Below are 13,807 nucleotides of genomic sequence, written 5' to 3'. Positions count from 1 at the left end.
CATGATATAAAGGATAGGGTTCTATTTGCTTTAAAATCATATTACTTGCCATTAAAAGCATTCATGGTATTACTTACACCAGCCAAAGCGAAAGATTTTATTAGCTCTACGGCTTTTTCTAGACGCTCGGGAAGGGTTTTGTTTTCTTCTTCAGACCAATCTCCCAAAACATAGTCTACTTGCCTGCCTTTACCAAAGGCATCGCTAATTCCAAATCTAAAACGGTTGTATTTAGTCGTATTCAGCTTGTCTTGAATATCTTTTAACCCATTATGGCCACCATCACTCCCTTTGGTTTTTAGCCGAATAGTACCAAAAGGTAAATTTAAATCGTCTGTGATAATTAATAAATTTTCTAAAGGAATTTTCTCTTTCGTTAACCAATACAAAACGGCTTTACCGCTTAAATTCATGTAAGTATTGGGTTTTAAGAATACAAATGTTCTGCCCTTTAATTTATAGGTGCAAACATCACCCAGTTTTTGAGTCTCGAAAACCAAATTTTCTTTATCTGCAAAGTAATCTAAAATTTTGAAGCCTATATTGTGTCGGGTGTTTTCGTACTTCGCCCCCATATTACCAAGACCAACTATCAAGTATTTTTTCATAGCATCTAAATCCTCTGTATGCGTTTTCTTTTTAAATAATCTGAATAAAAATTTAAACATAAAAAACCAATTTATGCAAAATTAAAAAAGCATCCTGAATAAAACAGAATGCTTTTTTTATTAAATATCGAAATATTTATTTATTCTTGAGCCTTAGCCTCTTCTGCTGGTGCTTCTGCGCCTTCAGCTAATTCTTCTTCATCTTCTTCATCTGCAACAGCAACTCTAGAAGATCTAATTTGAACTACTTGTGTGTTGTCGTTATGTAAGAATGTGTATCCATCGGTAGGTAAATCACCAACAGCAATTTTATCACCAATTTTAAGAGGCGTAATATCGATCTCTATAAAATCTGGTAAGTTTGCTGGAAGCGCTTTAATACGTAATTTTCTGTTGTTTCTTCTTAAAACACCACCGTTTTTAACACCTCTTGAACTACCAACCAGACGAACTGGGATATTTAAAGCAATTTCCTTATCTTCAAATAACTGATAGAAATCTACGTGTAAGATTCTGTCTGTTACCGGGTGAAATTGAATGTCTTGAAGTACTGCGTTAAAAGTCTCGCCACTATCTAAAGTAATTACAACTGTATGCGCATTTGGCGTGTATACAAGTTTAGAGAAGGCTAATTCTGGTGCTGAGAAATGCACTGGTTTATCTCCTCCGTATAATACGCAAGGAACCTGACCAGCATTACGTAAGGCTTTTGTTGCTTTTTTGCCCACGCTTTCTCTTTGAGATCCGTTAATTGTAATTGATTTCATTTTCTATTTATATAATTAATTAATATTCTTTTTTTAGCTTAAACTACAACCTTTGGGCTGTTTAGCAAAGCCGAAATTACATTAAAAACTCAGAGCTAATAGACTTGTTGTGATGTACTTTATGCATCACATTAGCAAATAAGTTGGCACAAGTTAAAACCTTTACTTTATCACTTTTTTGCTGTAAAGGAATCGAGTCTGTTACTATTAACTCTTCTAATTTCGAGTTTTGTAATTTCTTATAAGCATCACCAGATAATATCGGGTGAGTACAAATGGCGCGCACACTTAAAGCGCCTCTTTCCATCATTAAATCTGCAGCCTTCGTTAAGGTTCCTGCGGTATCTACCATATCGTCAACCAAGACGACGTTTTTACCTTCAACATTACCAATAAGCTCCATATGCGAAACCACATTAGCTTTTGCGCGTTGCTTGTAACAAATCACGACATCGCTCTCTAAGGCTCTAGAATAAGCATAAGCTCTTTTCGATCCGCCCATATCTGGCGAAGCTATGGTTAAATTTGGCAGATTTAAACTTTTTAAATACGGCAAGAAAATGGTAGACGCAAATAAGTGGTCTACAGGTTTTTCAAAAAAGCCTTGAATTTGATCGGCGTGCAAATCCATTGTGATGATTCGAGTTGCTCCTGCAGCTTCAAGCATTTTAGCTATAAGTTTAGCAGCGATGGGTACTCTAGGCTTATCCTTTCTGTCTTGTCTTGCCCATCCAAAATAAGGCATTACAGCTGTAATGTGTCTGGCCGATGCGCGTTTTGCAGCATCTATCATTAACAACAGCTCCATTAAATTTTCAGAACTCGGATTTGTAGATCCAATTATAAAAATTCTTGTCCCTCGAATAGACTCCTCGTAAGACGGCTGAAACTCACCATCACTATATGTTGAAGTTATAACCTTTCCTAAGCTGGTGCCATAGGCCGCAGCAATATTTTGAGCAAGTTCTGTACTTTGGGTACATGAGAAAATTTTGGCTTCTGTAATGACAGTGGACATAGTTAACTAGTTGTTTTTTAGCGCAAAAAAGCGCACTTTATTTTACCGAGGTGCAAATTTATACATTTATTTTAACCTAAAAAGTATATTGTCTAGTATTTTTAGGATTATTATAGAAATTATATTTATTTTTGCAGCCTACTACACGCTCAAGTGGTGGAATTGGTAGACACGTTGGATTCAAAATCCAATGTCGCGAGACGTGCGGGTTCGATTCCCGCCTTGAGTACACAAAACCCTTTGAAACATTCGTTTTTAAAGGGTTTTTTAATTTAAAATGCCGAAATCTTGCAGACTTTTAGCTAATTTATTCAAATAACACCGCTATCCGGTTACTTCAATTAAGATTTAAAGAGCTTGTGAAGCATATAAATAATTAATCATCAAAATAATTAAACCCATCTTTTCTTGACGTTTCGAAATGTATATCATGTGGGTGCAGTAATAAAGAAAGACTGTAATCTATTTTTTCTTCTTCAGTCTTAAATTTAATCACATGCTTTGGTTTACCAAATTGTTTAATTTGCTCTAAAACCACATGTTGCCAGTTGTTTTTGCAGTCTACTTTTACATACTCCCAGCTAACACTGCATCTCACCTGATGTACTGTAACATCAAAAAATGGGATGTTGCCACATTTACAACTAGGTAACGGAATAATGGACTCCCCAGCTCGATAGGTGGTATTGCAAATTAAACAGGAAGCCATTTTATTATTACAAAAAATGGTTTTTACTATTTTCATACCTTAAATGTAGTAAAAAAGAAGTAATAACAGTAGTAAAAAAGCTATAATTTATATTGGTCTTTACCAGTTAAGGATCTTGTTTACTGCTTTAAAAACACTCCCAATAAGATTTTTATACCAACTAAAAACAGAACAAAAGCTTTATGGCAACCACACCCAAATAGATCCGTTTTTTGTGGTCAATTTTTCCAATTTAACATCATTTGAAAGCGTATTTAAAACCTGTTCACTTTCGTGTCTTGGGGTTCCAGATAGTTCTGAAAATTCTTTGGCCGTAAGTGAATGGTAAATTTTGAAAAGTGACTCCCAATGTTTACTGTATTCACTTTTTATAAGATTCGGATTTAGTTTTAGAATGGCCATTTCGTAAAAAGCATAAGGTCTTGCACCATAAACAACTTCTTTGTTTCCGGCATGATCCACAAAAAATATGGTTGGAAACCCTCTTACCCCTAGTTCTTTTCCAAACTTTAAATCGTCTTGAAATAAAGCTTCTGCCGGGCCTTTAAAATCGGTTTTAAACTGCTCGATATCGAGGCCAACTTTTTTAGCCGCTACTTCTAAATGTTCCCATTTGGCGATATTTATCTTTTTTAAGAACACCATTTCTCTTATTTCACGAAGAAATAAAATGGCTTTTTCCTGACTTTGCATTTGTGCGGCTTTAAAAGCAATTGAAGGTGGATAAGATGAGGCTAACGGATCTTCAAGCCACACATCGCCATCAATTGGCATATCGTAGTGCACACTGACTTCGTCCCAGTGTCCGGCCACATCTGATGGTTTACTAATACCGCCACTATTATAATTCCAATCTGGCAGTAAGCCGCCCATTTTATATTGGATCTCGATGGTGTGCCCGTACTCCAATTTAAGTTTGCGCAATTGCGGTTCTATTCCCCAACAGGAAGAACAAATAGGATCTGTATAATAAATGGCTTTTATCTGGTTATTATGAGAGGCCTTTTTAGTTTCTGTTTGCACTTCTATATTCTCGCCAGTTGTTTGGCAAATTCCAGTTTCTATATCGCATAATAGCGGATTGTTTTCTTTTTTCATTTTTTTAGATCTTCAATTATTTTAGCGAGTACCCTGTAAAATTATAGTAGATGTGCTAACCTTGTTGTTTTTATAAACTCGTGTTAGAGCTATGTTTTGAGGGTCTCGTGATTTTAATTTCGTTGGTCGGTTTTTATCAGGTTTACTATCATTTTAAAGGGTTAAATTGTTGTATTTAAGCTTATGTATAAGTCCTACCTCTATGTAAAACTCCTAGTAATCATTTTATTGAATGCCTGTAGCAACAACCCCAAACGCATATGTTAATTTATGCGCTTGGCCTGCGTTGTAAACGATAAGCCTTGTTGCCCCATCGTAGAACTCATGACACCTTCAAATAATGGCTCTGGGCAGTTTCTTGGAGTTTTCCATTCGAATATAAAATTTGAACCTGTCCCACCAGAAACGTCAATTTCATCTATAATTATTTCGGTGGTTTCTAAAGGTGCTAAATAAATGGGATAATTGAAATAGGTTCTAACCGATTTACCGTGAGTGTCGTAATATTCGGCTCTTAAAATATAAATGGTATCGGTTTCGCTAATATTTCTTAGGCTTACCATAGAGGTTAAATTATGAGTGGTGTGCTCTGACAAGCTAAAAATTTCAGAATACACCGAAAGGTAAGATTTACCGTAGTCTAGCGAATCGCTTGTTTTAATAACAGCACGCCGTTTCTCCCAATTTTCTGGATTTATAGAGCTCAGCTCTCTCTTATCATTACAACTAAAAAAAACAAATAGTAAGATTAGAAATACATATATTGTTTTCATTTGAAAATTATGTTTTTAGAATTTGTTATTATACTTATACCATAATCAAATCATAGCCCTTTGTGCATCTTTATTCTAAAAGCCCAATATTTTGGGTTTCCCTCATTTTTATTGCGACTCCGCTGTTTGCTTTCTATACTTAAGACATTGGTAAACTTTCTTATAATCGTTTTCGGTATCTGCTAGAACCATTAAAATATCGTCTGGTTTAATCTCGGTAGAGCCTACTGGACGAATATATTCCTTATCCCGTTTTATCATAACTATAAAAGCATTCTCAGGGAAATCTAAATCCACAATTCTTTTATTAGCACAATAAAAATCTGATGAAACATTAAATTCTTGAAGTAAAGATTTAGGTAATTCCAACATAAATTGATCGGTTGGGGTAATTTTTTTCGATTTCTGCGGCAAGGCCACATTTAGCCATTTTGCCACCACCGAAAGTGTTGTGCCTTGAATTAATATCGAAGTTACCGAAATAAAAAAGACAATATTAAAAATAATGTTTGCCTTATCTACACCTGCCAAGAGCGGGTATGTTGCAAACACAATTGGAACGGCTCCACGCAAACCCACCCAGGAAATATACAGTCCCCTTCTAAATTTCATTTTAAAAAACATTAAACTTATCATCACGCTTACGGGACGAGCTACCACAATTAAAAACACAGAAATTAGCAAACCAATGCCCATAAAAGGTATGATTTGTGACGGAAAGACCAACAAACCCAAGGTGAGGAACAGTACAATTTCCATAAGCCAAGCCAAACCGTCGTACATTTTTAATATGGCTTTTTTGTGCATTAAAACCTGATTACCCAGATAAACGGCACAGATATAGATAGCCAAAAAACCGTTACCACCAATAAAATCGGTTGCCGAAAAGGTTATAAACATCAAGGCAATAACCAAAACAGGGTAAAGCCCTTCAAAATCTAACTTTATATTATTGATAATAAACTTACTTGCTATACCAAATGCAAAACCTGCGATAGCACCAACAATCATTTGTTGAAAAAACGCTGGAATAATCGATAAAATACTTTGATCTTGATTAACCACTAAGGTTAAAAAAGAGAGTGTCAAGACGTAAGCCATAGGGTCGTTACTACCACTTTCTAACTCAAGGGTAGGTCTTAAATTTTCTCTTAATGCCAATCCTTTAGAGCGTAAAATTGAGAATACGGCTGCAGCATCGGTTGAAGAGACAATAGAACCCAGTAACATACTTTCATAAAAGGTAAAATCGGTAATATAATAAACAAAACCCCCAATACTAAGTGCCGTTAACAGCACGCCTAAGGTAGATAAAGCGATCCCTTCACCAAGTATGGGCTTTATAGATTTCCAATTCGTATCTAGACCCCCCGAAAACAAAATAAAATTAAGTGAAATAACCCCTATAAGCTGTGCAATTTTAGGATTATTAAAATTAATGCCCCCTATACCATCGGTGCCAGCCAACATCCCTATTGCCAAGAAAAGCAATAAGGTAGGCACTCCAAATTTATAGGAGGTTTTACCTGCTACAACGCTTATTAAAAGTAAAATAGAACCTATTAAAAGTATATTTTCAATTGTTATATTCATTAATTAAAAGTTATTTGAATTTACGCCTATTATACCAATTTAGTTTTGAAATGTCGTATAATTAATTTGAATTATTTTTTGTTCAGATGAGGTAGAAAATCAAAGCATAGCCGTAGCTATGGTTTTATTTTATACCGAAATATGAGCGAAAAAAAAACCAATTATATGCGACATGACATGGCTAATTTGGTATTTAATACAAGGCGCTACAATGCTGGCGTGTTAATATACAAATTAGTTTGGTTCTTAAAAATCTCTTTTACTAAAACTTTATGGCTTTCTTTTAAAATAAAACCGCCTACCAAGCCTCTACAATTAAAGCAGGACTATTTAAAGTATAGGCTTCTAAATTAAAACTACCGTAATACTTTAAATTATTGAAACCTGCTTTGTGCAAAAGCTCTTCGAGTTCGTTTTTTAATAGAGGTAATAATTCAACGGTGTTTTTAATAGTTTGTTGGGTTGATTTAACGGTTAAATAGGTGTTAAAATCTATTTTATTTTCAGATTTTCGGTAGTTGTATTGACGTTTAAAAGTGATAACATCATTGTCTATAATTGGTAAACTTTTAACGTTGTTTTCAATAATTCTGTCGTAATTAACAATTTGTAATAGCAGTTTTCCTTTGGGTTTTAGAACGTTTTTTGATTGCTGCAAAAAATCTGCCACCTCATCTAAAGCTTTTAAATGGACTAAAGTATTACCAAAACAAACGATGCCTCCAACAGTATGCTTGTTTAAAGCTGTACTTAAGTCAAGCATACTCATTTGATTAAATTGAACGGCTTCAGATTGGTTCTCCTTTTTATTTAGGGCTACTCGAATCATTTCAGAATCCATATCAATACCTAAAACATTGTTGTAATGTTTGGCCAATTCAAAAGAAAGTGTTCCAATACCACAGCCGATATCTAAAATTTTAGACTCGCTTTTTGGTATTCTGGAGGTGATAAATTCGACTTGTTTCTCATTAATTTTAAAAATATGATGATAATAGGGGGCGATTTGCTGGTAAAAACTCATAATAATTATTTTCTTTCAAAGATAGTTGATGTGCGCTAATTTTAGTTTCCCTTTGTGCCTGTATTTTTTTTGAATGAACTATTTAAAATAAAAACTGTGATTAAAATTACTTTCAACCACAGTTTATAATAGATAAATAAAACGCGTATTAAAACTTATAATTTAACTTAACCGTAAAGTTTCTACCAGGCTCGTATATTCTGCCAGACAAGAGGTTAGAGTTTTTATATGAGAAATTTAAGTGCTCGTAATAGGCCGTATCGAAAATATTTAAAACCGCAGCGCCAAGGGTTAAATTATGAAATGGCATAACACCTACGCTAAAATCTAAAGTTGCAAAATCACTGGATTTAGTTTCCATAAAACTTTCAGAAATTCGATTTTGTGCGGCTACAAATCTTGAATTTAAGTTAAACCAATATTTGGCTTTTTCGTACTTTAACGCTGCATGTGCAGTAAATGGTGTTACTTGAGGTAATGGCTCATCGAAATCGACGTTTTTTGCGTATGTATAAGACATATCCGACGAGAATTTAAAGTTATTGTTGATGTCGTAATTAAAATACATCTCAAATCCCGATTGTGTGGCCTCATCAATATTAATAAAACGTTTGGCAAATCTTGGTTGTGCCATAGGCATGAACTTTCGTGGTATACTTTGGTCTACAACAGGCACAATATAATCTTCTATAAAAGAATAGAATACACTAGCACCAAACTCAAATTGATGGTGTTTTTTATTGAAAGACAATTCAACTTGGTTGTTAATTTCAGGATTCAAATTGGGGTTTCCCACATATTCATACGGGTCGACACCCACACTAAAATGATTTACAAAGCGCTCTATCATAGACGCCGTTCGTGCACCTCTACCCAATGCCAATTGAATTTGGCTGTGGTTTGCTTTGTATTTTACGGAAACATTTCCGCTAATATTGGTCTCATTAACAGCATCAATAGTACCACCATACAGCATCAAGAAGTCTTGTGCTGGATCGTTTACCGAAGCTCTCACAAAATCCGACCGTATACCAGCAGTTAAGGTATAAGCATCTCCAATTCTATATTTGCCCTCTACAAAAACACCAAAATCGTTTATTTTTGCATCTTGCCAAATTTTATCTGTAAAAACTCGGGGTATTGGTAAGGGATTGCCGTTCATTATCTTAACTGTTCTTATTCTATCGCCTTCTCTTTCAATAAGATTGGCGTCTAATCCTGTGAAAACAAGCATGTTTTCGCTTGGCGATAACACCAATTCCATTTTACCACCGTAAGTTGTTGCAAACACATTTGAAGCTGCATCGGTAGCCATAAAACTTGGGCGATTTTCATTAGTCATTAAATGATCCACCTCAGAGTAAAACCCTTTAAAAGCAAATGAATTTATAAAATCGGAGATTCCATATATTTTATAATCTAATCCCGCAAGAAAGCTATCGTCGTAAGGGGAATCCATTGGCAAACCCGCATGGTCTATATCCCTACCAAAAGATTGCCTCCAGCTTAACTGCATACGTTGGTTTTCGGTGGGGTTATAACCCAGTTTTACAGAATAATCTGTGGTTCTAAAAGACGATGTGACTTCTGTACCATTTCCATCTTTATAATCGCCATAATCGCGATACTCACCATTTAAAGATACATCCAGTTTCTGGCCTCTGTACGTTATGTTTCCTGTGGTAGACAAATTATCCCCATTGGTTTCATAACCTGTACTAACACTACCGTGAATGCCTTTAGTTAAAGCACTTGGGTTTTTAGATACTAAGTTGATAATCCCTCCAAAATTCTGACCGAATCTTACTGTAAAAGGCCCTCTTACCACTTCAATTCTCTCAATTTCATCAGAAATAATATGTGTGGTTATGGGGTCCATCCTATTAGGGCAAGCATTTAAAATTTTCATACCGCCATCTAATTGAATATTGAGTTGCTCGTATTTAAAAGCCCTAAAAGTTGGCTCTGAGGCATAGGCCCCTCTTTTTTGCACTCCAAATCCTCTTATGTCTCTAAAAAGATCACCTACATTTCTTGGTTGGGTGGCGCTTTTAACATTATCGACCACTACGGTAGATTGCGATATATCTCGCAAAACATTGGCCTCGACAATAATATGATCTAAATTAATTATTTTTTCTTCTAGTGTAATTAATAGGGTACTGCCATCGACCACAATTTCTTTGGTTTTGAAACTTACATGATTACAAACTAGAATATCATTAATACGGGCATCCAATACAAATGTGCCATCGCGATTGGAAGAAGTAAATTTAGAGGTGTTTTTAATATGAATAGAAACCGCTTCAATAGGCATATTATTGCTAGCATTTACAATTTTGCCTTTTACAGTTAATGGTTGCCCAAAAAGCATAAGGGTTGACGATGCCGTTAAAAGCATCATTAAAATATATTTTTTCATTTTTGTTTTTAGTTTAATCCTCGAAAAACTTTGCAGTAATTCTAGGGTAGGTTTATAGTTTCCAAATCGCATGTATTCGATTGAAAAAAACATGAAATCCTAAACCAAAACTATCAAAAGCATAGTTTTGACCGCTCTAATAAGAGCTCAAAAGGAAGTCCACAAATCAAGCTGCAGACACGAATCGATTAAACTAAAACATCGGGTGGATGGAAAACAGAAGAGATGTAATTAATGGTTTTACCCACATGGTTTCCAAAACAATTTAATGTTTTTAAAGGCGCAAATATAAAGCATATCTGCTGTACGGTGTTATGATAAGTAATTGGAAATTTATCAAATTCTGTTGAAGGCAATACAGGTTTCTTATCTCCTGTCTCTGTGGGCATCGTTTTTTTTATTTCTTTAGCAAGCTGGCATTTACCTGCACATTCAAGTTCAGGCTCGTCCTTATTTATACACAACACTTTTGATATGTAATCAAAATTAATACTGTACTCAATTATTGGAATAATTGGTCGTATTAATGCCGTTGCATATAATAATATAAAAAAATAAGCGTATTGTGTTTTCACTAAATTGCTTTCTCAAACAAAATTACAAACTAATATTATGCTTAAATATGATTTTTATCATTAAATCGATATCAATTTTTAATGGTAGTAACAGCTAAATCGCCAATAGAATTCTGGAATTCTTAGGGCTACAAACATCGTTTTAAGCATTTTAGTTTGTTTTAAAAACTAAATAAACAAGCCTATTCTTTGTAAGTTGATAAATTTGAAGCAGAAAAAGCCCCGCTATTTTTAAACTAATAGGTTTTCTAAACCTTTGGTTTTACGTACCTTTGCGCAACTTAATATATTTTGAATATGATACATTCAATGACGGGTTACGGAAAATCTGTTTTGCAATTACCTACAAAAAAAATTACTATCGAGCTAAAATCTCTAAATAGTAAAAACTTAGATTTAAACGCTAGAATGCCCTCGATTTATAGAGAGAAAGAACTCGCTATAAGAAAGCTTCTCGCTAAAAAATTAGAGCGGGGTAAAATAGAATTTTCCATTTATGTTGAAACCACTGCTGAAGATACCTCGACACAAATTAACACCCCTGTTGTTAAACAATACATGAGTCAGTTAAAAAATGTGGTTGATGGTGATGCAATGGATTTACTTAAAATGGCTGTTCGTTTTCCAGATGCTTTAAACACCATTCGTGAAGACATAGACGAAGACGAATGGGAAGCCATTCAAGATGAAATCAATAAAGCGGTAATCAATCTTATCGATTACCGACGAACAGAAGGCCAAGTCTTGGAACAAGATTTTAATAACCGCATTGCTGTTATAGATGATTTACTTGAACAAGTAATCGCCATAGACCCCGATCGTATTGATGGCGTGCGTGAACGTTTAACAAAAGGTATTGAAGAATTAAAAGAGAAATACGACGAAAACAGATTTGAACAAGAACTGGTTTATTACATAGAAAAATTTGATATAACCGAAGAAATTGTTCGCTTAAAAAATCATTTAAACTACTTTACAGAGAGTATAAACTCCAACGACTCTAACGGCAAAAAACTTGGATTTATTGGCCAAGAAATAGGACGAGAGATAAATACGATAGGCTCGAAAAGTAATTATGCGCCCATGCAACAATTGGTTGTGCAAATGAAAGACGAACTCGAAAAAATTAAGGAACAATTGTTAAATGTATTATAATTAGATTACCGTTTACATGGCATATGTAATAGACTGTAATTAGTGAGATTAACATAAAATATTTTGTATTAGTGACAAAAACCAATCAAAAAAAAGGCAAACTTATCGTGTTTTCAGCACCATCGGGTTCTGGTAAAACCACCATTGTAAAGCACTTATTGGCAAATAAGGATTTAAATTTAGCATTTTCTGTTTCGGCAACATCTAGAGAAAAACGCGGCGAAGAAGTCGATAAAAAAGATTATTACTTTTTAACAGCAAGTGCGTTTAAAAATAAGATAAAAGACGAAGAGTTTTTAGAGTGGGAAGAAGTGTATCGCGATAATTTCTACGGTACTTTAAAAACCGAAATCGAACGCATTTGGGCCGAAGGCAAACACGTGGTTTTCGATATTGATGTGTCTGGCGGACTACGTATAAAGCGCAAGTTCCCAGAAGAAACACTTGCAATTTTTGTAAAACCCCCAAGTATAGACGAGCTTAAAATTAGATTGAAAAAGCGAAAAACAGAAAGTAATGATAAAATTAATATGCGTATTGCTAAAGCTTCAGCAGAATTAGCAACCGCACCTTTATTCGACGTTATTATTGAAAACGATAATTTAGAAACAGCACTTCAAGAAGCAGAAACTTTAGTAAGTGAATTTGTAAATTCTTAAAATTAGAATAATGAAAGTTGGATTGTATTTTGGTTCCTTTAATCCTATACATATTGGGCATCTTATCATCGCAAATCATATGGTAGAACATAGTGATTTAGATCAAATTTGGTTTGTGGTTACACCTCACAATCCCTTTAAAAAAAAGAGTAGTCTTTTAGATGATTATGAGCGTTTAGAAATGGTATATCTTGCCACAAAAGACTATACAAAACTGCAGCCAAGCAAAATAGAATTCGATTTACCTCAGCCTAATTACACGATTAACACCTTAGTTTATCTGCAAGAAAAGCACCCCGACCATGAGTTTTCATTAATTATGGGAGAAGACAATCTAAAAAGTTTTCATAAATGGAAGAACTATGAATTAATATTAGAAAATCATCATATCTATGTCTATCCTAGAATTTCAAGCGGGAAAGTAGCAACACCTTTCGATAATCACCAAAAAATTCATCATGTCGATGCACCGCGAATAGAGCTGTCTTCAACCTTTATTAGAAACGCCATACAAGCTGGAAAAAATGTTAAACCCATGCTCCCAGAACCGGTTTGGAAATATATAGACCAAATGCTTTTCTACAGATAGCACGGAATTTAAAATAAATAACGTTCGACTTCACAGTTACCAAAAAACAAGTTTTTAATTATTTTTGTTTATGTTAAAATTATTATCATACCCGTTAACTGCTATTTATTACCTCTCTTTTTTAATAGCTTTACTTATATTTCATCCCATACAATGGGTTAGTTTTCATGTTTTTGGATATCAAGCCCATAAAAAAAGTGTTGATGCTTTACAGCTTGTCCTCATGCTTTGCGGGAAAGTAGTGGGTATGCGATACACCTTTAACAACCCAAATCAAATAGACACCAATCAGCCTTTAATTGTGGTGGCAAACCACCAGAGTATGCATGATATTTACCCGCTTACTTGGTTTTTACGCAAACACCACCCCAAATTTATTAGTAAAATAGAATTAGGTAAAGGCATACCAAGTGTCTCTTTTAACTTACGTCATGGTGGTGGTGCATTAATAGACCGCAAAAACCCAAGACAATCCTTACCCGCACTCATGAAATTTGGTGAATACATTGAAACCAACAAACGCACTGCTGTTATTTTTCCTGAAGGAACCCGAAGCAAAAATGGGCATTTAAAACCATTTCAAACCAAAGGACTAGAGATTTTATTTAAAAAAATACCATCGGCAGTTGTGGTGCCTGTTTCTATAAATAACTCATGGAAGACCATGAAATATGGTAGTTTTCCCATAAATCTAGGAACTCATATCACTTTTACGGTGCATAAACCAATCAAATTGAGTACCTTTAAGGACAAGCAAGCGCTTATAAGTAGTATTGAAACTACTATAAAGGAGCATGTGCATACTTAAAACCTTAAC

General features: G+C 34.5%; 14 protein-coding genes and 1 tRNA gene. 5 read left to right on the top strand and 10 right to left on the bottom strand.

What is annotated here, in order from left to right:
- Window positions 1-41: 41 nt before the first annotated feature.
- The 3 genes from pth to FEZ18_RS07120 form a co-directional block, all read right to left on the bottom strand.
- A complete protein-coding gene (pth, locus tag FEZ18_RS07130) occupies window positions 42-668 on the bottom strand; it encodes an aminoacyl-tRNA hydrolase (protein WP_153267687.1) in 627 nt (208 codons plus the stop codon).
- A gap of 80 nt (window positions 669-748) precedes the next feature.
- On the bottom strand, window positions 749-1,375 hold the full coding sequence (locus FEZ18_RS07125) for a 50S ribosomal protein L25/general stress protein Ctc (protein WP_153267686.1): 627 nt from the start codon (window positions 1,373-1,375) through the stop codon (window positions 749-751).
- Between the two features lie 76 nt (window positions 1,376-1,451).
- Window positions 1,452-2,393, bottom strand: a complete 942-nt coding sequence (locus FEZ18_RS07120; protein ID WP_153267685.1) for a ribose-phosphate pyrophosphokinase — start codon at window positions 2,391-2,393, stop codon at window positions 1,452-1,454.
- 147 nt (window positions 2,394-2,540) lie between these two features.
- On the opposite strand from FEZ18_RS07120, the gene FEZ18_RS07115 reads away from it, so the two are divergent.
- Window positions 2,541-2,622 (top strand) — tRNA-Leu (locus FEZ18_RS07115).
- A gap of 147 nt (window positions 2,623-2,769) precedes the next feature.
- On the opposite strand, the gene FEZ18_RS07110 is transcribed toward FEZ18_RS07115, so the two are convergent.
- The 7 genes from FEZ18_RS07110 to FEZ18_RS07080 all read right to left on the bottom strand — a co-directional run bounded on the left by FEZ18_RS07110 (window position 2,770) and on the right by FEZ18_RS07080 (window position 10,587).
- Entirely contained in the window at window positions 2,770-3,138 is a 369-nt protein-coding gene (locus FEZ18_RS07110) for a hypothetical protein (protein ID WP_153267684.1), read from the bottom strand.
- A 144-nt stretch (window positions 3,139-3,282) separates the two neighbouring features.
- Window positions 3,283-4,200 carry a ClpXP adapter SpxH family protein gene (locus FEZ18_RS07105; RefSeq protein WP_153267683.1) on the bottom strand — a complete coding sequence of 306 codons (918 nt, stop codon included), beginning with the start codon at window positions 4,198-4,200 and terminating at the stop codon, window positions 3,283-3,285.
- A gap of 263 nt (window positions 4,201-4,463) precedes the next feature.
- A complete protein-coding gene (locus tag FEZ18_RS07100) occupies window positions 4,464-4,973 on the bottom strand; it encodes a DUF3124 domain-containing protein (protein ID WP_153267682.1) in 510 nt (169 codons plus the stop codon).
- Window positions 4,974-5,081: 108 nt separating this feature from the next.
- A complete protein-coding gene (locus FEZ18_RS07095; protein ID WP_153267681.1) occupies window positions 5,082-6,566 on the bottom strand; it encodes a potassium/proton antiporter in 1,485 nt (494 codons plus the stop codon).
- A gap of 298 nt (window positions 6,567-6,864) precedes the next feature.
- Complete coding sequence (locus FEZ18_RS07090; protein ID WP_153267680.1) at window positions 6,865-7,590, bottom strand: class I SAM-dependent methyltransferase; 726 nt, start codon at window positions 7,588-7,590, stop codon at window positions 6,865-6,867.
- 148 nt (window positions 7,591-7,738) lie between these two features.
- The gene (locus FEZ18_RS07085) at window positions 7,739-10,012 is read right to left on the bottom strand and encodes a TonB-dependent receptor domain-containing protein (RefSeq protein ID WP_194269528.1); all 2,274 of its coding nucleotides are present in this window, start codon (window positions 10,010-10,012) and stop codon (window positions 7,739-7,741) included.
- A gap of 188 nt (window positions 10,013-10,200) precedes the next feature.
- Window positions 10,201-10,587, bottom strand: a complete 387-nt coding sequence (locus tag FEZ18_RS07080; RefSeq protein ID WP_153267678.1) for a hypothetical protein — start codon at window positions 10,585-10,587, stop codon at window positions 10,201-10,203.
- Between the two features lie 297 nt (window positions 10,588-10,884).
- On the opposite strand from FEZ18_RS07080, the gene FEZ18_RS07075 reads away from it, so the two are divergent.
- The 4 genes from FEZ18_RS07075 to FEZ18_RS07060 all read left to right on the top strand — a co-directional run bounded on the left by FEZ18_RS07075 (window position 10,885) and on the right by FEZ18_RS07060 (window position 13,798).
- Window positions 10,885-11,742, top strand: a complete 858-nt coding sequence (locus FEZ18_RS07075) for a YicC/YloC family endoribonuclease (RefSeq protein ID WP_153267677.1) — start codon at window positions 10,885-10,887, stop codon at window positions 11,740-11,742.
- 71 nt (window positions 11,743-11,813) lie between these two features.
- A complete protein-coding gene (gmk, locus tag FEZ18_RS07070) occupies window positions 11,814-12,401 on the top strand; it encodes a guanylate kinase (protein ID WP_153267676.1) in 588 nt (195 codons plus the stop codon).
- A 10-nt stretch (window positions 12,402-12,411) separates the two neighbouring features.
- Entirely contained in the window at window positions 12,412-12,990 is a 579-nt protein-coding gene (gene nadD / locus FEZ18_RS07065; RefSeq protein ID WP_153267675.1) for a nicotinate (nicotinamide) nucleotide adenylyltransferase, read from the top strand.
- Window positions 12,991-13,060: 70 nt separating this feature from the next.
- On the top strand, window positions 13,061-13,798 hold the full coding sequence (locus tag FEZ18_RS07060; RefSeq protein ID WP_153267674.1) for a lysophospholipid acyltransferase family protein: 738 nt from the start codon (window positions 13,061-13,063) through the stop codon (window positions 13,796-13,798).
- Window positions 13,799-13,807: the final 9 nt, after the last annotated feature.

This window comes from Oceanihabitans sp. IOP_32 (assembly GCF_009498295.1).
Classification (GTDB): Bacteria; Bacteroidota; Bacteroidia; order Flavobacteriales; family Flavobacteriaceae; genus Wocania; species Wocania indica.
This window is presented reverse-complemented; position numbering and strand designations above follow the sequence as displayed.

What these genes read in the sequence shown, in the direction of transcription:
- pth (WP_153267687.1), bottom strand. Translation starts at nt 668, where the DNA reads ATGTTTAAATTTTTATTCAGATTATTTAAAAAGAAAACGCATACAGAG.
- FEZ18_RS07125 (WP_153267686.1), bottom strand. Translation starts at nt 1,375, where the DNA reads ATGAAATCAATTACAATTAACGGATCTCAAAGAGAAAGCGTGGGCAAA.
- FEZ18_RS07120 (WP_153267685.1), bottom strand. Translation starts at nt 2,393, where the DNA reads ATGTCCACTGTCATTACAGAAGCCAAAATTTTCTCATGTACCCAAAGT.
- FEZ18_RS07110 (WP_153267684.1), bottom strand. Translation starts at nt 3,138, where the DNA reads ATGAAAATAGTAAAAACCATTTTTTGTAATAATAAAATGGCTTCCTGT.
- FEZ18_RS07105 (WP_153267683.1), bottom strand. Translation starts at nt 4,200, where the DNA reads ATGAAAAAAGAAAACAATCCGCTATTATGCGATATAGAAACTGGAATT.
- FEZ18_RS07100 (WP_153267682.1), bottom strand. Translation starts at nt 4,973, where the DNA reads ATGAAAACAATATATGTATTTCTAATCTTACTATTTGTTTTTTTTAGT.
- FEZ18_RS07095 (WP_153267681.1), bottom strand. Translation starts at nt 6,566, where the DNA reads ATGAATATAACAATTGAAAATATACTTTTAATAGGTTCTATTTTACTT.
- FEZ18_RS07090 (WP_153267680.1), bottom strand. Translation starts at nt 7,590, where the DNA reads ATGAGTTTTTACCAGCAAATCGCCCCCTATTATCATCATATTTTTAAA.
- FEZ18_RS07085 (WP_194269528.1), bottom strand. Translation starts at nt 10,012, where the DNA reads ATGAAAAAATATATTTTAATGATGCTTTTAACGGCATCGTCAACCCTT.
- FEZ18_RS07075 (WP_153267677.1), top strand. Translation starts at nt 10,885, where the DNA reads ATGATACATTCAATGACGGGTTACGGAAAATCTGTTTTGCAATTACCT.
- nadD (WP_153267675.1), top strand. Translation starts at nt 12,412, where the DNA reads ATGAAAGTTGGATTGTATTTTGGTTCCTTTAATCCTATACATATTGGG.
- FEZ18_RS07060 (WP_153267674.1), top strand. Translation starts at nt 13,061, where the DNA reads ATGTTAAAATTATTATCATACCCGTTAACTGCTATTTATTACCTCTCT.